The organism is Bacteroides sp. 44_46, assembly GCF_001915465.1.
GTDB lineage: Bacteria > Bacteroidota > Bacteroidia > Bacteroidales > Bacteroidaceae > Bacteroides > Bacteroides clarus.
Map to the genome: position 1 here is coordinate 129,298 of NZ_MNQO01000015.1, position 19,563 is coordinate 148,860.

The 19,563-nt window shown below is 40.7% G+C and carries 11 protein-coding genes and 2 tRNA genes; 4 read left to right on the forward strand and 9 right to left on the reverse strand.

Annotated elements, in window-relative coordinates; translation table 11 throughout:
* Positions 1-53 precede the first annotated feature (53 nt).
* Together ligA and dapA are read left to right on the forward strand one after the other, a co-directional pair.
* The gene (ligA, locus tag BHV73_RS07720; RefSeq protein ID WP_009120900.1) at positions 54-2,051 is read left to right on the forward strand and encodes an NAD-dependent DNA ligase LigA; all 1,998 of its coding nucleotides are present in this window, start codon (positions 54-56) and stop codon (positions 2,049-2,051) included.
* 103 nt (positions 2,052-2,154) lie between these two features.
* Entirely contained in the window at positions 2,155-3,048 is an 894-nt protein-coding gene (gene dapA, locus BHV73_RS07725; RefSeq protein WP_009120899.1) for a 4-hydroxy-tetrahydrodipicolinate synthase, read from the forward strand.
* Positions 3,049-3,312: 264 nt separating this feature from the next.
* Here dapA and BHV73_RS07730 read toward each other — a convergent pair.
* The 5 genes from BHV73_RS07730 to BHV73_RS07750 form a co-directional block, all read right to left on the reverse strand.
* Positions 3,313-3,386, reverse strand: a tRNA-Arg gene (locus BHV73_RS07730).
* 20 nt (positions 3,387-3,406) lie between these two features.
* Positions 3,407-3,480: transfer RNA gene (locus BHV73_RS07735), tRNA-Arg, on the reverse strand.
* 73 nt (positions 3,481-3,553) lie between these two features.
* Positions 3,554-5,851, reverse strand: a complete 2,298-nt coding sequence (locus tag BHV73_RS07740) for a patatin-like phospholipase family protein (protein ID WP_009120898.1) — start codon at positions 5,849-5,851, stop codon at positions 3,554-3,556.
* Between the two features lie 176 nt (positions 5,852-6,027).
* Positions 6,028-8,076, reverse strand: coding sequence for a molecular chaperone HtpG (htpG, locus tag BHV73_RS07745; protein WP_087411971.1), 2,049 nt, complete (start codon positions 8,074-8,076; stop codon positions 6,028-6,030).
* Between the two features lie 110 nt (positions 8,077-8,186).
* Positions 8,187-10,715, reverse strand: coding sequence for an ATP-dependent Clp protease ATP-binding subunit (locus BHV73_RS07750; RefSeq protein WP_087411972.1), 2,529 nt, complete (start codon positions 10,713-10,715; stop codon positions 8,187-8,189).
* A gap of 464 nt (positions 10,716-11,179) precedes the next feature.
* On the opposite strand from BHV73_RS07750, the gene gyrA reads away from it, so the two are divergent.
* Positions 11,180-13,708, forward strand: a complete 2,529-nt coding sequence (gene gyrA / locus BHV73_RS07755) for a DNA gyrase subunit A (RefSeq protein WP_009120895.1) — start codon at positions 11,180-11,182, stop codon at positions 13,706-13,708.
* Positions 13,692-14,954 carry a tetratricopeptide repeat protein gene (locus BHV73_RS07760; RefSeq protein ID WP_009120894.1) on the forward strand — a complete coding sequence of 421 codons (1,263 nt, stop codon included), beginning with the start codon at positions 13,692-13,694 and terminating at the stop codon, positions 14,952-14,954. The genes gyrA and BHV73_RS07760 overlap by 17 nt, the downstream gene beginning before the upstream one ends.
* A gap of 201 nt (positions 14,955-15,155) precedes the next feature.
* Here BHV73_RS07760 and BHV73_RS07765 read toward each other — a convergent pair whose 3' ends face one another.
* From BHV73_RS07765 to BHV73_RS07780, 4 genes are all read right to left on the reverse strand, one after another.
* Complete coding sequence (locus BHV73_RS07765) at positions 15,156-16,283, reverse strand: universal stress protein (RefSeq protein ID WP_009120892.1); 1,128 nt, start codon at positions 16,281-16,283, stop codon at positions 15,156-15,158.
* 84 nt (positions 16,284-16,367) lie between these two features.
* Positions 16,368-16,649, reverse strand: a complete 282-nt coding sequence (locus BHV73_RS07770) for a hypothetical protein (RefSeq protein ID WP_009120891.1) — start codon at positions 16,647-16,649, stop codon at positions 16,368-16,370.
* 201 nt (positions 16,650-16,850) lie between these two features.
* The gene (locus tag BHV73_RS07775; RefSeq protein WP_009120890.1) at positions 16,851-17,693 is read right to left on the reverse strand and encodes a tetratricopeptide repeat protein; all 843 of its coding nucleotides are present in this window, start codon (positions 17,691-17,693) and stop codon (positions 16,851-16,853) included.
* A gap of 16 nt (positions 17,694-17,709) precedes the next feature.
* Positions 17,710-19,551, reverse strand: a complete 1,842-nt coding sequence (locus BHV73_RS07780) for a BatD family protein (protein ID WP_022219085.1) — start codon at positions 19,549-19,551, stop codon at positions 17,710-17,712.
* Positions 19,552-19,563 lie beyond the last annotated feature (12 nt).

Here is a 19,563-nt window from a genome sequence, read left to right on the forward strand (position 1 = left end):
CAAAAAATATTCGGGAGAAACCCGTATTTTTGCGTTCAAACACCAGAATCATTATGACCATAAAAGAAAAGATAGACCAGCTGCGCGCCGATTTACATCGGCACAACTATAATTATTACGTATTGAATACTCCCGAAATATCTGATAAAGAGTTCGATGACAGGATGCGTGAATTACAGGAACTTGAAAAAGAACATCCGGAATATCAAGATGAAAACTCACCTACCATGCGTGTGGGGAGTGACTTGAATAAGAATTTCACTCAGGTAGCTCACAAATATCCTATGCTTTCATTGGGAAATACCTATTCTGAAAATGAAGTGACAGACTTTTACGACCGAGTAAAGAAAGCCTTGAATGAAGATTTTGAGATATGTTGTGAGTTAAAATACGACGGTACATCCATTTCACTGACTTACGAAAATGGCAAACTGGTACGTGCCGTAACTCGTGGAGACGGTGAAAAAGGCGATGATGTAACGGATAATGTAAAAACAATCCGTACCATACCATTAATACTCCATGGCAATTACCCTGCATTATTTGAAATCAGAGGAGAAATCTTGATGCCTTGGGAAGTGTTTGAAGAGTTGAACCGGGAAAAGGAAGCGCGCGAAGAACCGCTTTTCGCTAATCCACGCAATGCAGCCTCCGGAACTTTAAAGCTGCAAAATTCCGCCATTGTAGCCTCTCGGAAACTTGATGCCTATTTGTATTATCTGCTGGGAGAAGAATTGCCTTGTGACGGTCATTATGAAAATCTGCAAGCAGCAGCCGGCTGGGGATTTAAAATCTCGGAACACACAAAAAAGGCGCACAGCCTTGAGGAAGTATTTGAATACATCAGATATTGGGATACCGAACGCAAGAATTTACCGGTAGCGACAGACGGTATTGTTCTAAAAGTCAACAGTATGCGTCAACAGAAAAATCTCGGTTTTACCGCGAAATCTCCCCGATGGGCAATCGCGTATAAGTTTCAGGCAGAACGGGCTTTGACTCGCTTAAATAAAGTCACTTATCAAGTAGGACGCACCGGAGCTGTAACTCCCGTTGCCAATTTAGACCCGGTACAACTATCCGGAACTATCGTAAAGAGAGCTTCTCTACACAATGCCGATATTATCGAAGGGCTGGATTTACATATCGGAGACATGGTTTACGTAGAGAAAGGTGGAGAAATCATTCCTAAAATTACGGGAGTAGACAAAGATGCACGCGGTATGCTTATCGGCGAAAAAGTGAAATTCATCACTCACTGTCCCGAATGTGGCAGCAAGTTGATACGCTACGAAGGAGAAGCTGCCCATTATTGTCCTAACGAGACATCCTGCCCACCTCAGATTAAAGGTAAGATAGAGCATTTTATCAGCCGTAAGGCAATGAATATCGACGGACTAGGCCCGGAAACCGTAGATATGTTCTATCGTTTGGGATTAATTAAGAATACGGCAGATTTATATCAGCTCACGACAGACGATATTAAGAACTTGGACCGTATGGGTGAGAAATCGGCGGAGAATATCATTAAAGGAATCGAAGCAAGCAAAGAGGTTCCATTTGAAAGAGTACTCTTTGCCTTGGGTATCCGCTTTGTAGGAGAAACTGTGGCCAAGAAAATAGCCAAGTCCTTTAATGATATAGACGAACTGGAAAATGCGAACCTCGAAAAACTGATAAACATCGATGAAATCGGGGAAAAAATAGCGCAAAGCATTCTGGCATACTTCGCAAATCCATTGAACCGGGAGTTGGTAGAACGTTTGAAATCCACCGGATTGCAGCTCTATCGCAGAGAAGAGGATTTAAGCGGATATACGGATAAATTGGCGGGACAATCCATTGTTATAAGCGGTGTGTTCGCGCACCATTCAAGAGACGAATACAAAGAGTTGATAGAAAAAAATGGCGGAAAGAATGTCGGTAGTATCTCTGCCAAAACCAGTTTTATCCTGGCAGGGGAGAATATGGGTCCAGCCAAATTGGAAAAAGCTCACAAACTGGGCATAAGGATTATGAGCGAAGATGAGTTTTTAGCGCTCATATCCTAACAAATTTCCACAAAAAGCTTTTTTATAGCTTATATTTGTATGGTAAATCGAAAAAAATCGTACTTTTGCGAGTCATTTAATTAGAGATTACTTTATAATACTCATGATACAGACTAGATTGAAAGGAATGGGGGTAGCGCTGATTACTCCATTTAAAGAGGATGAAAGCGTTGATTACGATGCATTGATGCGTTTAGTAGACTATCAGCTTCAAAACAACACTGATTTTTTATGCGTGCTTGGCACTACGGCAGAAACTCCGACACTGACTGAAGAGGAAAAAAAGAAAATCAAGAAGATGGTTATCGAGCGTGTGAATGGGAAAATACCTATTCTGCTTGGAGTAGGCGGAAATAATACTCGCGCTATAGTAGAAACTCTGAAGAATGACGATTTTACAGGAGTAGATGCCATTCTTTCTGTCGTTCCATATTATAATAAACCTTCTCAAGAGGGAATTTACCAGCACTATAAAGCAATTTCCGAGGCTACCGACCTTCCGATTGTGCTTTATAATGTACCGGGGCGTACGGGCGTAAATATGAAAGCCGAAACCACCCTGCGTATCGCACGCGATTTTAAGAACGTAATCGCAATTAAAGAAGCATCAGGCGATATCAGCCAGATGGATGACATCATAAAAAACAAACCTGCTAATTTTGACGTTATTTCGGGCGATGACGGCATCACCTTCCCTTTGATTACCTTAGGAGCAGTTGGTATCATTTCGGTCATTGGAAATGCCTTTCCGCGCGAATTTAGCCGTATGGTACGTCTGGCATTGCAAGGAGATTATCAAAATGCGCTGACCATACACCACAAATTTGCGGAATTATTCAAATTGCTCTTTGTTGACGGTAATCCTGCCGGAGTAAAAGCCATGCTGAATGCAATGGGAATGATTGAGAATAAGCTTCGCTTGCCGCTAGTACCTACCAGAATCACGACTTTTGAAGCTATGCGCAAGATATTAAACGAATTGAATATCAAATGCTGAAACAAGCCTTATTAAACTATAAGAAGCCTCGTATAGAAATACGGGGCTTTTTTATTGCAAGAACAGGTCATATTCGCTATATTATTGTGGACTGATATGATATATATATCAAAATACGGTTTGATATACATCATATTTATTTTTCATACGATGATAAAATTCTTTCTATGTAGATTAAAAATTCAGTGCTCGTATGTCGGAAAATATACAACGTCTATAAATACAAACAAAAAACCTCTACAACTATATTGCAGAGGCTTCTTGTGATCGCGACAGGATTCAAACCTGTAACCGGCTGATCCGTAGTCAGCTACTCTATTCAGTTGAGCTACGCGACCCTTTATTATTAACAAAAGTGTGACCGCGACAGGATTCAAACCTGTAACCGGCTGATCCGTAGTCAGCTACTCTATTCAGTTGAGCTACGCGGCCTTTTTGTTTAACGGGTGCAGATACGTACTTTTTCCGAATTAGCAAGCGATACGCAAACTTTTTTTGAAGAAAATTACTCGATAAACCGGTAATTAAACAGCTGCCAACCGAGTGTCAATCCCACATTCCACTCCTTTTTCGGTGAGCTATAATGATTTACATATGCAGAGATTGCTCCGAAAGGCAATTGGCATATCACAGAAATTTCTCCCATATATTCAAAGCGTGAGAACGCTTTTCCATAATAAGCCTTGTTCAAAGCATTCTTTTTGATAGGAAATATCGGCATGAAACCATAAAATTCGGAACGGAACTGGAACATATCATTGAGAACAAATATAGGTTTAACTCCCGCCGCCAAAAATTGATTAGCCCGGAATGCCTCATTATACATCAACTTACTATGAGGAGTAGGAGAAAAATCCGCCGCCTGCAACATTGTTGCCGTATAATTCTCCGAAAAATTCTTCGATGAATACAGCATTTCCGCCATCCACCCCAAAGTAAACTTGGGGCTCATAGTATGATAGGCATACTTCATATAAGAGATTTGCAACCAAGACTGCCGGTCTTTAGTTGTAACGCTCGTCTCTGTCGGATTTCCCGGTATGAATCTTTCTTTCCCGCTAAATACTTGTGCCACCAGCTTTTCAAAATACCCTTTCGTAGCATACTGTCGCGCATTCAACGTACTCCCATAAAATCCGATAGCTCCTCCTAAAAGATTATAAGTGCTCTTATCCGAACGGTCCTTATCGAAATTGATTACGCTGGATTGAAAGTAATTATCTTGCAACTTTCCGTATCCGATACTTATTTCCGCCCGTTTATTGGCTAAAAAAGGCAAGGCTACCATCAACTTTACAAAACGCTCGTCTTTAGAATTGAACGAGGGCTTATCGTTTTTAGAGAAAAGTTTGTCTTTCTTATAATAATCGAATGTACTTAAAGAAGCGATAAGGCGATAGGAAGTCGGAATACGGGTAGGAAGGTCTATTTTAGCCATAAGTTGCGCATTATTATACACCTTGCCAATCTGCCCGTCGAGAGTGATTTCTTTGGAATAATAATTCAAGTTCTGATAGCCTAACCCTAAATAAATCTGGTTGGAACTGGTGGTCGAAACACTTCCCCCCATCCGTACAGAGAAATTATCTTCCATCTTCACTTTCAGATGCAGTGAATACAGGTCACTTTCAGTATCATAAACCGCATGCGGGATAATCTCCGAAATCATATTATCGGATAGTAAACGGAAATAACCACGCTTTAAATCCTCGTATGTAAACACTTCGTGGTCTTCATCATGAAATTCTTTCTTGATATACGCCTGCTGCTGCGGATTCGCTCCTTCTATATAGATGTCCCTGAAGCGGAATTGAGGCAAATTACTTCGATACACCAGACGCCTTAAACGCACATTCTCAGCATTGACCCTCCGATGAATACGGCCTTTTATGGAGTCCATCAAACTTATAGTCCGGTTGTAGCCGATATCGTGCAACTCCTGCAGACGGTCAAAATCCAGAAGACTCACATCATCGTACTTGAACGTCATAATAATACCTAAAGAATCCGGAAGGGTATAATCCGTCTTCTGCATAATCATGTTTTCAAGCTGGCTCATCAAATCATTCTCTTTCGGTTTACTGGGATTAGCGGCTACCACACTGCCTATAATGACTCCCGGCCGGAAGTCCTCACGCATAATGTCTGTCGGGAAATTATTATAAATACCACCGTCATAAGCCAAAACGCTATCAATCTCTATCGGCTTGAAAACAAACGGAAAACTCATGGAGGCACGCACCGCATCTCCCAAGTCTCCTTTACGCATAATCAGCGGCCTTTTATTATATACATCGGAAGCGATACAGCGGAAAGGCACGAACAACCGATTGAAATCACCGTTGCACGCTGCCGTAGCGCGTGCGAACAGTTCCACAAAGACCAGATTCATCTGGATGGGATTTACCATGCTTGTAGGAAGTATCTGAGGCTTGATGTGCAACGAATCCTTAAAAGAGAAACGGATATTGAAAAACTCCGGAGTCGGCCGGTTCTGCTTAAAATAGTATCCGTATTTAGGCTCTACCTGACCCGAATACCAGCGTTTGAAGTCTTCGGAACGCAACAAAGCCTCCATATCGTCAGGGGAATATCCCATAGCATATAGCGAACCGATGATAGCTCCCATAGAAGTACCGGTAATGTAGTCGATAGGGATATTATTTTCCTCCAAAGCGCGGATGATACCGATATGCGTCATTCCCTTTGCACCGCCGCCACTCAAAACAAGTCCTACTTTCTGGGCTTGCGCAAGCGGCAGAAGCAATAAACAGACTGATAAAAACAAAAGAAATCTTTTCATGAATGCAGTTTCGAGTGAAATATACTAATTTATTCAATGTTCAAATATAAACAATAGTTTCCAAAAACCTCGTATCCAACGGAAAAAAACATATTCATTACGAAAAAACAAACAAAAAAAGGGCATTACAACTCATGCGAGTTGCAATGCCCTATATAATAGAAATCTAAAGGGGCTTATTTAATCAAGTCGATACTTCTCTTGACAAAGTTGTTCAGAGCTTCACCCTTCAGCATGCCGTTTTGGAGCAACGCCAAATCAATAAGCTGGCGGACAACTTTATTTTGGGCGGCATAGTTGGCAAACAGACCTTCTTTCTGAGATTTCAATTCTTCCCATTTCTTGTCCAAGTCGTTCACTTCATCCTTTTCTGCCGTAGGAATGTCTTCATTTTTCTTGCCTTCCTGCTTCTTTTTCAGGTCATTGCGACGATTGTTTACATCGTCCATTTCTTTTTGAATCGGAGCAACGGCAGACGCACATTCCTTGTCTTCATCAGCCAAAATCTCTTTTACCAACTTATGGTCGGCATTCAATACCAGATTGAACATATCCGGCATTTCACCATAGAAACTCATTCCGGCTTGGATATTAGCCATTTCTTTCATACGGCGCATGTACTCGCTTTGAGTAATCATGACCGGTGAAGCGTTTTCACCCAAAGCCTGAGCCATCACGTTGAACTCTGTCTTTTCCATCTGTGGCAGCTGGCTCTTGAAGATAACAGAGAGAGCTTCCTGCTTACCGGCTTCCAAAACATCGCTTTTCTTGTCTTCCTTCACTATCAGGTTGTCAACAACATCACTGTCTACACGGGTGAAACGTACTTTCTCAAACTTCTGTTCCAGCATGCTTACCATGGCAACATCAAGTTGGCCGTCCATCAACAGTACATTATAGCCCTTGTTCTTGGCAGCCTCGATATAGCTGTATTGCTCGTCTTTGTTGTTGGCGTACAAATAAATCAGGTTACCGTCCTTGTCCGTCTGATTATCCTTTATCAAGGTCTTATACTCTTCAAAAGTATAATGCTTGCCGTCTGTATCGGAGAGAAGGGCGAAATCCTTTGCTCTATCATAGAAATCCTCTTGCGTGAGCATTCCATAGTTGATGAAGATTTTCAAATCGTTCCACTTCTCTTCAAACTGTTTGCGGTCGTTCTTGAATATGGATTGCAGACGGTCGGATACTTTCTTCGTAATATATGTAGAGATCTTCTTAACGTTAGAGTCACTCTGCAGATAAGAGCGGGATACGTTCAACGGAATATCCGGTGAATCGAGTACGCCGTGCAGCAATGTCAAAAAGTCCGGTACGATGCCCTCTACGGAATCCGTTACATATACCTGATTGCAATAAAGTTGGATTTTGTTCTTGTTCAGCTCTATATTGCTCTTTACCTTCGGGAAGTACAAGATACCTGTAAGATGGAACGGATAATCCACATTCAAGTGTATCCAGAACAAAGGTTCATCGGACATCGGATACAGGTCGCGATAGAACTTCTTGTAATCCTCGTCTTTCAATTCGCTGGGTTTCAGCGTCCACAACGGATTAGCGTCGTTAATGATATTATCTTCGGCTGTTTCAACCTGCTTACCGTCTTTCCATTCTTTCTTCTTGCCGAATGCAACGGGAATAGGCAGGAAGCTGCAATACTTCTTCAAAAGAGAAGAGATGCGCGCTTCTTCAAGGAATTCCTTGCAATCGTCGTCTATATAAAGAACGATATCCGTACCGCGTTCTGCCTTGTCCGTATCTTCGATTGTAAATTCCGGACTACCGTCACAAGTCCATTTTACGGCTTTAGCGCCATCCTGATAGGATTTGGTGATGATTTCAACCTTCTTGGCAACCATGAAAGCCGAGTAAAAGCCAAGTCCGAAATGACCGATGATGGCATTGGCGTCATTCTTATATTTCTCCAGGAAGTCGTTGGCTCCCGAAAACGCAATCTGATTGATGTATTTGTCTATTTCTTCTGCTGTCAAGCCGATACCATGATCGGATACGGTAATCGTATCCTTACCCAAAGACACGTGCACTGTCAAATCACCGGCTTCACCCTTAAACTCACCGATAGAAGCCAGTGTTTTAAGCTTCTGCGTAGCATCGACGGCATTAGAAACTAACTCACGAAGGAAGATTTCATGATCACTGTACAAAAACTTTTTGATAACGGGGAAGATATTCTCTGTAGTTACCCCAATATTTCCTTTTTGCATACTAAGTTTATATTTTCAGATTTATATTTTTATTGTTTTGGCAAACTGAACACAAAAAAAATGCCAGTCCCGAAGAACTGACATTTTGACTGTTTTATTATAAAAGCTTGTTACGCTTTGGTTATACTCAACTCGTCTTTTTCCTTATCGGTAGAGACACAAATCGTATCACCGGGCTGTAATCCGGCAGATATAATCAGCTCCGAAAGTCCGTCTTCCAGATAATTCTGAATGGCACGCTTCAACGGACGGGCGCCGAACTGTACATCATAACCTTTGGCAGCAAGGAATCTCTTGGCTTCATCATCCACAACCATCTTATAACCAATGTTTTCAACACGCTCATATAAGCCCTGCAACTCTATATCTACAATCTTCGTGATGGCATCCAATGAGAGTTGGTCAAACGTTATGATTTCATCCAGACGGTTCAGAAACTCAGGAGCAAAGGTTTTGTTCAATGCTTTCTGAATCACGCTGCGTGAGTGCTCGTTATCATCCGTACGTGCCTGTGCCGCAAAACCTACGCCACGGCCGAACTCCTTTAATTGGCGGGTACCGATATTTGAAGTCATGATGATGACTGTATTTTTAAAGTCAATTGTTCTGCCATAATTGTCAGTAAGACGTCCTTCATCCAATACCTGCAACAAGATATTGAACACATCCGGATGAGCTTTCTCGATTTCATCCAACAGTACTATGGAATAAGGCTTCCGACGTACTTTCTCCGTTAACTGTCCGCCTTCCTCATAACCGATATAGCCCGGAGCCGCTCCAATCATACGCGATACCGTATACTTTTCCATATACTCACTCATATCAATACGTATCAGCGCATCGCTGGAGCCGAACATGTATTTAGCCAATTGTTTGGCCAAATGCGTTTTGCCCACACCGGTAGGGCCGAGGAACATAAACGTTCCGATAGGACGATTAGGGTCTTTCAGGCCTACACGACTACGTAGAATCGCTTTGGTAAGTTTCTCTATTGCAGCATCTTGAGCTACAACCTTTGCCTGTAAGTCTTCTTTCATGCCCGCAAGCTTAAGGCCTTCCGCCTGAGCCATACGTTGTACCGGAACGCCGGACATCATGGATATGACATTGGCAATTTCTTCCTCACCGACAGTCTGGCGGTCGTCTTTGAGACGAGCTTCCCATTCCGCTTTCATTTCATCCAAACGAGCGGAAAGTTCTTTCTCTCTATCCCGATAGCTGGCAGCCAATTCAAAGTTCTGTGACTTTACGGCTTCGGCCTTCAACACACGTGCGTCCTCTATCAGCTTTTCCTGTTCTTCAATCTCTTTGGGAACATTGATATTCGTCAGATGCACACGCGAACCCGCTTCGTCCAAAGCATCGATGGCCTTATCCGGAAAGTTACGGTCAGTTATATAACGCTCTGACAACTTGACACATGCTTCTAACGCTTCGTCTGTATAGCTCACATTATGATGGTCCTCGTACTTCTCTTTTATATTCTTCAGTATCTGAAGAGTCTCTTCCGATGTAGTGGGTTCCACTATAACCTTTTGGAAACGACGCTCCAAAGCACCGTCTTTCTCGATATTCTTCCTGTATTCATCAAGAGTGGTAGCGCCGATACACTGTATTTCACCGCGAGCCAAAGCGGGTTTCAACATATTAGCCGCATCCATAGAACCTGCAGCAGCACCGGCGCCTACAATGGTGTGAATCTCATCGATAAACAAGATTACGTTCGGATTCTTCTGCAACTCATTGATAATGGAACGAATACGCTCTTCAAACTGTCCGCGGTATTTGGTTCCGGCCACAACAGAGGCCATATCGAGCATTACCACTCGCTTGTCAAACAAGATGCGGGATACTTTCTTTTGGACGATGCGCAATGCCAGCCCCTCTACGATGGCCGATTTACCGACACCCGGCTCACCAATCAATACAGGATTGTTTTTCTTACGGCGGCTCAATATCTGCGCCAAACGTTCTATCTCACGTTCACGTCCTACAACAGGGTCAAGTTTGCCTTCTTCTGCGGCACGGGTCATGTCCGTACCGAAGTTATCCAAGACCGGAGTATCGTTGGAAGGCTTCTTCGATGCAGTCTGCGCGGAAGAAGCCGCTCCCTGTCCTGCATTGCGAGAAGAATGGGACATATTCATGTCTTCATCATCATCTTCCTCTTCTTCCGGAAATCCCATACCTGCATTCGGATTAGTAGACTGCATGGTAAGCTGTTCGAATACAGATTGATAACTTACTTGGTTTTCTTCCAAAACAGTAGCGGCCAGGTTATCTCCATCTTTCAATATGGCCAATAGCACATGTTCGGTATCAGCGGTCGCACTCTTTAAAATACGCGCTTCCAGCATACACATCTTCAATATTTTAGCGGCCATTGGCGACAATGGTACATCCGCATCGGGTAACAGGGTGTCATCTTCGGCATCCTTCAAGAAGCTTTCAATGCGTTTTTTTACTTGCTTCAAATCTATATCGAGTCTCATCAATATCTCGATAGCTTTTCCACCGCCGTCACGTAACATGCCGAGTAGAAGATGCTCCGGACCGATATATCTATTTCTCAGTCTGTTAGCTTCTTCCTTGCTATAAGTTATAATATCAGAAACTCTTTGTGAAAATTGATTGTTCATATATTTTTTATCTCCTTAATTAAAGGTTTTGAATTTACAAAGATACGCATTTCTTTATATCGCGTACCATAAACTGATTTAATAATATACAAATCCCGTGCCATAAATCATAATCTACCGATTTTCCCTTCTACACCTTATATTATAATGCACGATGATACCGCCCGTACCAACGGTTGGTATTCGATGTACCAACCTAAGAAACTTCATGTACCTGAGCTTGGTACGGCTCGTACCTTAGTAAGGTACACCGTGTTCCAAAGGGTGGTATTTGTTTGGTACCCGTATCTATCTTATTCTTAACCGGTTATATATTCAGTAGGGAAGAGGATACCCTAACAAGGCCGTAAGCCTGGAATTCTGCAACAAAGTTTATGAGGGAAAACTTTTGTATATCGTAAAAAAGCAGTACTTTAGCGTGGTTTTTCACAAACCCGCAAATGTATAATTAATAATCTTTTTAAATGCTTGAACAAGACAGAATTATAAAGATTAACATCGAGGAGGAAATGAAGTCTTCGTACATTGACTACTCTATGTCGGTCATTGTTTCACGTGCCCTTCCGGATGTTAGAGATGGTTTTAAACCTGTTCACCGAAGAATTCTTTTCGGTATGATGGGACTGGGAAATACGTCGGATAAACCCTATAAGAAATCTGCGAGAGTTGTCGGTGAGGTATTAGGTAAATATCACCCGCACGGTGACTCTTCCGTGTACGGAGCTCTCGTCCGTATGGCACAGCCTTGGGCTATGCGCTACATGCTTGTAGACGGACAAGGTAACTATGGTTCTGTAGACGGTGACAGCGCAGCCGCCATGCGTTATACGGAATGTCGCTTGCAGAAGATTGGAGAAGAAATGATGCAGGATCTTGATAAAGAGACTGTTGATATGCAAACCAACTTCGACGACTCGTTACTGGAGCCGACCGTAATGCCTACCCGCATTCCAAATCTACTCGTAAACGGTGCTTCCGGTATCGCTGTAGGTATGGCCACAAATATGCCGACTCATAATCTATCCGAAGTGATAGACGCCTGCATCGCATACATTGACAATAACGATATTGACATCGAGGATTTAATGACTTATGTCAAAGCTCCCGATTTCCCGACAGGCGGTTATATCTATGGCATGAGCGGTGTGCGCGAAGCCTATCTGACAGGTCGCGGACGTGTCGTAATGCGTGCCAAAGCGGAGATTGAGACAACTTCCACTCACGACAAGATTATCGTCACCGAGATTCCTTACGGAGTGAATAAGGCCGAATTAATCAAATCTATTGCCGATTTGGCCAACGAAAAGAGAATAGAGGGCATTTCCAACGCCAATGATGAGTCTGACCGTGAAGGCATGCGTATCGTCATCGACGTGAAGCGTGACGCCAACGCCAGCGTAGTACTGAACAAGCTCTACAAGATGACATTGTTGCAGACATCTTTCGGTGTAAACAATGTGGCATTGGTACATGGACGTCCCCGTTTATTAAACCTGAAAGACCTTATCAAGTATTTCGTAGAGCATCGTCACGACGTAGTTATCCGCCGCACACAATATGATTTACGTAAAGCTAAAGAACGCGCTCATATTTTAGAGGGGTTGATTATCGCATCGGACAATATTGACGAGGTAATCAAAATCATCCGTGCCGCCAAAACTCCGAATGACGCAATCAGCGGGCTGATGGAACGCTTTGAATTGACTGAAATTCAATCACGTGCCATTGTAGAAATGCGTCTGCGTCAGCTAACCGGACTTATGCAGGATCAACTTCATGCCGAGTATGAGGAAATCCAAAAGCAGATTGCTTATTTGGAAGAAATCCTCGTTAACGATGAGCTTTGCCGCAAGGTTATCAAAGATGAATTAATCGAGATTCAAAATAAATACGGTGATGAACGCCGTTCTGAAATCGTTTATTCATCGGAAGAATTCAATCCGGAAGATTTCTATGCGGATGACGAAATGATTATCACCATTTCTCACATGGGATATATCAAGCGTACGCCGTTAAGCGAATTCCGCGCGCAAAACCGCGGTGGGGTAGGTTCTAAGGGAACAGAAACACGCGATGAGGACTTTGTAGAGCATATTTATCCTGCAACAATGCACAATACCATGATGTTCTTCACTCAAAAAGGTAAGTGTTATTGGCTGAAGGTTTATGAAATACCCGAAGGAACGAAGAACTCCAAGGGACGTGCCATTCAGAACCTGTTGAACATAGACTCTGATGACGCCGTAAATGCATATCTGCGCGTGAAGAACCTGAACGACCAGGATTTCATCAACAGCCATTATGTACTGTTCTGCACAAAGAATGGTGTTATTAAAAAAACATTGCTCGAACAATATTCCCGTCCTCGCCAAAACGGTGTCAATGCCATTACTATTCGTGAAGACGACCGCGTAATCGAGGTACGCATGACTAACGGTAACAATGAAATTATCATTGCCAATCGTAACGGACGCGCTATTCGTTTCCACGAAAACGCAGTACGCGTAATGGGACGTACAGCTACCGGCGTACGTGGTATGACACTTGATGAAGACGGACAAGACGAAGTTGTTGGAATGATTTGCATCAAAGACCCTGAAGCCGAAACTATCATGGTTGTGTCAGAGCAAGGATATGGTAAACGTTCTGATATTGAGGATTATCGTAAGACAAACCGTGGCGGTAAAGGCGTAAAAACCATGAATATTACCGATAAGACCGGTAAGCTGGTAACAATCAAGTCTGTAACAGATGAGAATGATTTAATGATTATCAATAAATCAGGTATCACCATCCGTCTGAAAGTAGCTGATGTCCGCATCATGGGACGTGCCACCCAGGGAGTACGACTGATAAATCTTGAAAAGCGTAATGACGAGATCGGTTCCGTATGTAAGGTTACCTCCGAAAATGAAGAGGATATTATCGCAGAAGAAGATGACACCGCATCAGAAGCCCCTCAAAACGAAATAAATAATGAAAATGAAGAATAGACATAATATTAATTTAAAATTTTCTACAATCATGAAAAGAGTACTATTTTCAATGGTTTTACTGCTTGCTGCCGGCTTCACTTTTGCTCAGGAGAAGAACGTAAAAGAAGCTAAAAGCATTGCCAACGAAGTAAAACCAAACTTTGCCCAAGCAGAGAAACTTATCAATGGAGCCTTGACGAATGCCGAGACTAAGGACAACGCTGAGACATGGGATGTAGCAGGATTTATCCAAAAGAGAATCAATGAGAAGGAAATGGAGAATGCATATTTGAGAAAACCTTATGATACTCTTAAAGTGTACAACAGCGCATTGAACATGTGCAAATACTACTTTAAATGTGATGAGCTTGCACAAATTCCTAATGAAAAAGGTAAAATCAAAAACAAATACAGAAAATCTAATAGTGCTGCTATATTAGCCGCACGTCCTAATTTGATTAATGGCGGTATCCAATTCTTTAATCTGGATAAGAACAAAGAAGCACTCGATTTCTTTGCAACTTATGTAGATGTTGCCATTAATCCGATGTTTGAAAAAGAAAATCTGCTTCAAACAGATACCGTATTGCCTCAAATTGCTTATTATGCAAGCTTAGCTGCAGCCAAAATGGAAGATTATCCAAGTGTGCTGAAATATGCTCCTTATGCAAAAGAAGATAAAGAAGTGGGTAAATATGCCATGGAATTTATTTCTACAGCATTGAAAGCTCAAGGCGATACTATCAAATGGATTGCTTCCTTGAAAGATGGTATTCAAAAGTATCCTGAACATTCATTCTTCTTCGGCCATCTGATTGATTATTATAGCAATAACAATAAGTTTGACGAAGCAATGCAGTTTGCAGATGATATGCTGGCTAAGGATCCTAATAATACATTTTATTTGTATGTAAAAGGATATCTTTATCATAACATGAAAGATTATGATAAAGCTATTGAGTTCTACAAAAAGACTATTGAAGTAGATCCTAACTACGCAGAAGCATATTCTAATTTAGGTTTAATCTATTGCTTGCAAGCACAGGATTTCTCAGAGAAGGCTACTACTGATGTCAATGATCCGAAATACAAAGAAGATCAAGCTACACTGAAAGTTTTCTATGAAAAGGCTAGACCTAATTATGAAAAAGCAAGAGAACTGAAACCTGATCAGAAAGATTTATGGTTGAATGGACTGTACAGAGTATACTATAACTTGCAAATGGGTCCGGAATTCGATGAAATTGATAAGATGATGCAATAATAATAAAAAGAGAGATAGCTCACATTTTGCGCTATCTCTCTTTTACATATTTTATTTATAGTGATATTCTATGAGAGGAGTAGTTATTTCTTTTTTTAGTAATCTCCTTGATATATTAAACATAATCGTGATTATAAATAAAAAGATTCGATCTAAAATAAAGACCTTATTCTGTATAAGTACTTATTAATGTTAGATAAATTAAGGCTGTCCATAGATAACCAATAATGGCGTATCAGAATGAAAAATCATCTTTCTGGCAATTCCTGGATTGAATAAACGAGAAAATATATTTCGTTTATATGATGTCAATGTAATAATATCTATCTGGTTGGTTTTAATATAGTTATCTAAGCTATTAAGAAAATCATCATTTTTCACCACATCATAGTAAATATCCAATTGCGGATATTGTTTTTGAAAATACTCCTTAATACCACCTAACTTTATCTCATTCCAAGTATCCTTTACATCAGCGAGATGTATTAAAGATACGGAAAAATGAAATGGTTTCAAACTATTAATCAATGAGTCAAAAGCAATTAAATCACGTTGATCAAAATTTGTAATAAATGCGATACGCTTGACTTCGCTAAACTGCTTAAAGGGTGTATTCTCAGGAATAGCTAAAACTGGTACACGGCTACGTTCAATAATTTCGGCCGTTACACTACCAATCAAATCAATATCCTTTTGATTTTTACCACGTGTACCCATGATAATAATCCTTGGACGGTTTTCTTTAGAATAGCGCAATATTTCTTCTTCCGGAATACCTTCCCTTAAAACACAAGTATACTTTACATCAGGAAATTCTCCGGAAGCGACTTTAGCTTTTACCTTATCGGACAAAGCGTTTAAATCCGAATGCACCTTTTGCAATATGTTTCTTACATTTTCTTCATCACTCAGTTGATAATTAAACACATCACCGTATGGTAATGATGTCGCATAGATAGGTGTAAAGTAAACATGAAGTAAAATAACTTCAGCATCTATATTTTTTGCAAAATTAAAGCCGAATTCGCAGGCTTTCAACGAATAGTTTGAAAAATCGACAGGAATCACAACCTTGTTACTTCCTTTCTCTATTTTAGGGGCCTTCTCTCCTACTACTTCTTCAGACAGCCATGCTGAGCTTTCAGTGATTTTCAGAGCATGCGGTAAGTCACTTTCTTTTATACGGACACGTACCCCGGAAGATACAACCGGCTGTATCTGATTCACATTATGGATGTAAGTCTCAATACCCTCATTCTCAAGGACATTCTTCAGTATCTGTGCCTTGGCATACGTCAGAATCGCTAATGTTACTAATTTATCTTCCATAAGTCATCTTATTATATCGTTTATAAAACACACAAGAAATCCCAATTGTTTCTCAGCAATTGGGATCCTTTTTACTCTCTCTTCTTAAGCCTGAACGGGTTCAGCAGTTTCACCTGTCATTTCGTCTAAAATTTTTAAAGCCCGGTCAAGAACGGTAGTATCATCAATCATTACTAAACCGCCATCCGGACCGGGTTCCAAATGAATCCCAACGCTTTTACCTTCCTTAAAGTTATGACCACCAAAAAAATTTCTTACAGTGTCAACGTTAAGTCCGAGTTCATCGGCTATTCTATGCATACTACCGCTAGGTAATGAGTCTTTGATCTTACGGAGTTCATTAAATGTTATTGTTCTCATATTCATAAATTTAATGGTTAATACTTTGGATATTTCTTTATCACGCTATAAACTTAAGGAAAAAAAAAGATAAAACAAACTATTTACTTGTATTTTTCCATTATATGTTTAACATTTCCATAAATACAAAAAGAACCCGCATGAAGTAAAAGAAACCTGTTTTCTTTTACATATCATACGGGCTTTATATTCAGCTATAAGCTTATCCTAAATCACTTCTATTGCAGAAGCAGGAACCCATCCCACTTTACCATCTTCTAAACGAATTTCTTTCCACTCACGCATAGAATTATCCTTAATTTCAATTTTATGTCCCTCATGCAGAACAAACAAACTAGTACCACTCTCACTAGGAGTACTACGTACTGTGACACTTGGAGACAAGATTATGGCATTATTTCTATTCATCAACTCTGTTTTTTGTTCTGAAGCGAAAACATTACTTAATACAACAAATATTAAGAATACAATTCCCGCAATAAATCCACTTTTCTTCCATACGATCTGTTTGGAAAAGAAGAAAAGAGAAAAGGATACAAGCAGAAGAATAAAAAATGCGACGCCTAATTTAGCCCAAGCATCTACACTTAAGCAATTTATCAAAGATTTAGTCCAAGTAACAAAAAAGATATCAGGTACTGAAACGACCTTATCTATCGTTTTAGAACGTGCAATCTCCAAATTCGCACGCACATCAGCATTTCCCGGTTGCAACAACAAAGCGCGTTCATAATTCAAAATAGCTTTGGCTATATCATCAGTTTTATAATAGCTATTACCTAAATTATAATAGATTTCGGCCGCTTCCCCTTTTGTCAACAGACTCTCGTAAATTTGAATAGCAGAAGCATAATCATTTCGCATATATGCACTATCACCTTGTGCTTTTGTTACATTATCATCTGACAGTTTAGTCGCAGCGAATTCTGTATGTGAGCCTATGGAAACAGAATCTTTAGCAACAGCCAAAGTATCTTCTGTGGCTACATCTTGTCCCCAGACAACTAACACCATTAAAAAACTCAAGGTTAAGGATATTATTTTCTTCATTATTGTGTCCTCCCAATTAATGTTTTATAGAGTTTTCCATTTTGCTGATAACTTCCAAAGAGTCCGAATAAACCTTATCCATGGCCTGATTATCATCTCCGGGAGCGAAACGGGCAAACTCACAATTATTCAATGCATCAAGGAAATCTTTTATCAATACTTCATCCACACCATATTTGCGAAGTTCCCCTTCAATATTATCTTTAGACAAACGTGAAACCGGAATACTCAACTTATCACTAATATACCCCCACAATGCCTTCAAAACCTCATCATAAAAGGCATCTTTCTTATTATCAACCAATAATTTACCAGCCAGCTTCATACGTTTTACAGCTACTTTATTTGCTTTCTTCGTACGCATTTTAGCAACATTGGCATTGGCAGCAATTTGTTTACGATAAATAACAAAGAATAGGATAAATGCAATACCAGGCACAATATAGAATAACCAGCAAAGCAAAGAGCCAAAGAAAAAGTCACCCTTCTGAGAAAGCGTTACGTTATTCTGCTTAATATAACGTATATCCTCATTCAGAACCTTTAAATCTTCCTTATTAGTGAAGTTGGCAATAGTTTGAGCGGCATTACCGCTACCTTTTTCAACATGAAGCTCATATTCCTCGGTTGTTAAAGTCTTATATTCCCGAGATTTAATATCAAAATAACTGAACTTCACAGCCGGAATCTTATACGTTCCCGCATTACGGGGAATAGCAAGATACTCAATTACCTGGCTACCTGAAAGCCCGGCATTTGTCAAACGAAACTTATTATCAACTTTCGGATCATATACTTCAAAGTCTTCAGGGAATTTTACTTCCGGAGTAGAAATTAATTTCAAATTACCTGTACCGGAAATAACAAGCTTCACTGTAACAGCATCATTTGTTTTAACATTCGTGCTATTTATAGAAGAAGAAATACTGAACTCTCCCACTCCGCCAGAGAACCCTGCGGGCTTACCTTCCGGTAAAGCTTTCACGTCAACTGTCAATTGAGGAGTCACTAACGTTTTCTTTACTTCCACATAATTATTACCACCATTGAAAAATGCCTCAAAAGGATCGTCTACATGAGTAGCTTTAGCTATCGATGCGTCAAAGCGCGCCGCATCGATGGTTATCTTTCCCGATTGTTGCGGAAATAGTACAAATTGGCGATATACAGTTGTTTGATAGTTTCTTCCTTTATAATGTTCAAGGCTCCACTTGCGGTCATTAGGCAGTTCTACTTCTTGCGAATGAAACCCCTTAAAATCAGGAAGTTTCACATTATCAAAACCACGCAAATCCACTAAAGTATATATCTTATACGTCAACAAGAACGCCTCTTGCTCATATAAATTTGTCTTACTGGCCGTAGCAGTAATAAACAAATCACTATTTGAAACTGACGTTCCTGATGAAGCACGGCTTGTCGAACCGCTTTGTCTTCCACCATTTCCGGAAGCTCCCCCGCCCGCTTGGTCGGCAGGAAGTACATTTATGTGTACAGAATTGGAAACCATCTGATTACCTTCAGCCGTTATAGTGGCCCCTGGAATAGTAAAACTCCCCTCTGCAGTAGCCATTAAAATGTATGTAAATGTAATACTGCTGGTAGAGGTTGTTTCCCCATTAATAATCTGTACACTTTTTTGTTGGGAACGACTCGGCCCCATAAGCACATCAAATCCTTTTATGGAAGGAGTCCGGAAGTCCCTCACTTTCTGTGTAGTCACTGTATATGATAGCCTGAACTGATCACCTACCGCCACAGCATCAGGGGCAGACGCAGTAAACGATACCTTACCATCGGCAAAAGCATGTATACTGACTATCATCAGTGCCATCCATAAGAAAACTATTTTTCTCATATATATTTCTTA

Excerpts from the sequence above, each read along its gene's own strand:
- BHV73_RS07770 (WP_009120891.1), bottom strand. The coding sequence starts at position 16,649 with ATGAATATGAGAACAATAACATTTAATGAACTCCGTAAGATCAAAGAC.
- BHV73_RS07760 (WP_009120894.1), top strand. The coding sequence starts at position 13,692 with ATGAAAATGAAGAATAGACATAATATTAATTTAAAATTTTCTACAATC.
- BHV73_RS07775 (WP_009120890.1), bottom strand. The coding sequence starts at position 17,693 with ATGAAGAAAATAATATCCTTAACCTTGAGTTTTTTAATGGTGTTAGTT.
- BHV73_RS07740 (WP_009120898.1), bottom strand. The coding sequence starts at position 5,851 with ATGAAAAGATTTCTTTTGTTTTTATCAGTCTGTTTATTGCTTCTGCCG.
- htpG (WP_087411971.1), bottom strand. The coding sequence starts at position 8,076 with ATGCAAAAAGGAAATATTGGGGTAACTACAGAGAATATCTTCCCCGTT.
- BHV73_RS07780 (WP_022219085.1), bottom strand. The coding sequence starts at position 19,551 with ATGAGAAAAATAGTTTTCTTATGGATGGCACTGATGATAGTCAGTATA.
- gyrA (WP_009120895.1), top strand. The coding sequence starts at position 11,180 with ATGCTTGAACAAGACAGAATTATAAAGATTAACATCGAGGAGGAAATG.
- BHV73_RS07765 (WP_009120892.1), bottom strand. The coding sequence starts at position 16,283 with ATGGAAGATAAATTAGTAACATTAGCGATTCTGACGTATGCCAAGGCA.
- ligA (WP_009120900.1), top strand. The coding sequence starts at position 54 with ATGACCATAAAAGAAAAGATAGACCAGCTGCGCGCCGATTTACATCGG.
- BHV73_RS07750 (WP_087411972.1), bottom strand. The coding sequence starts at position 10,715 with ATGAACAATCAATTTTCACAAAGAGTTTCTGATATTATAACTTATAGC.
- dapA (WP_009120899.1), top strand. The coding sequence starts at position 2,155 with ATGATACAGACTAGATTGAAAGGAATGGGGGTAGCGCTGATTACTCCA.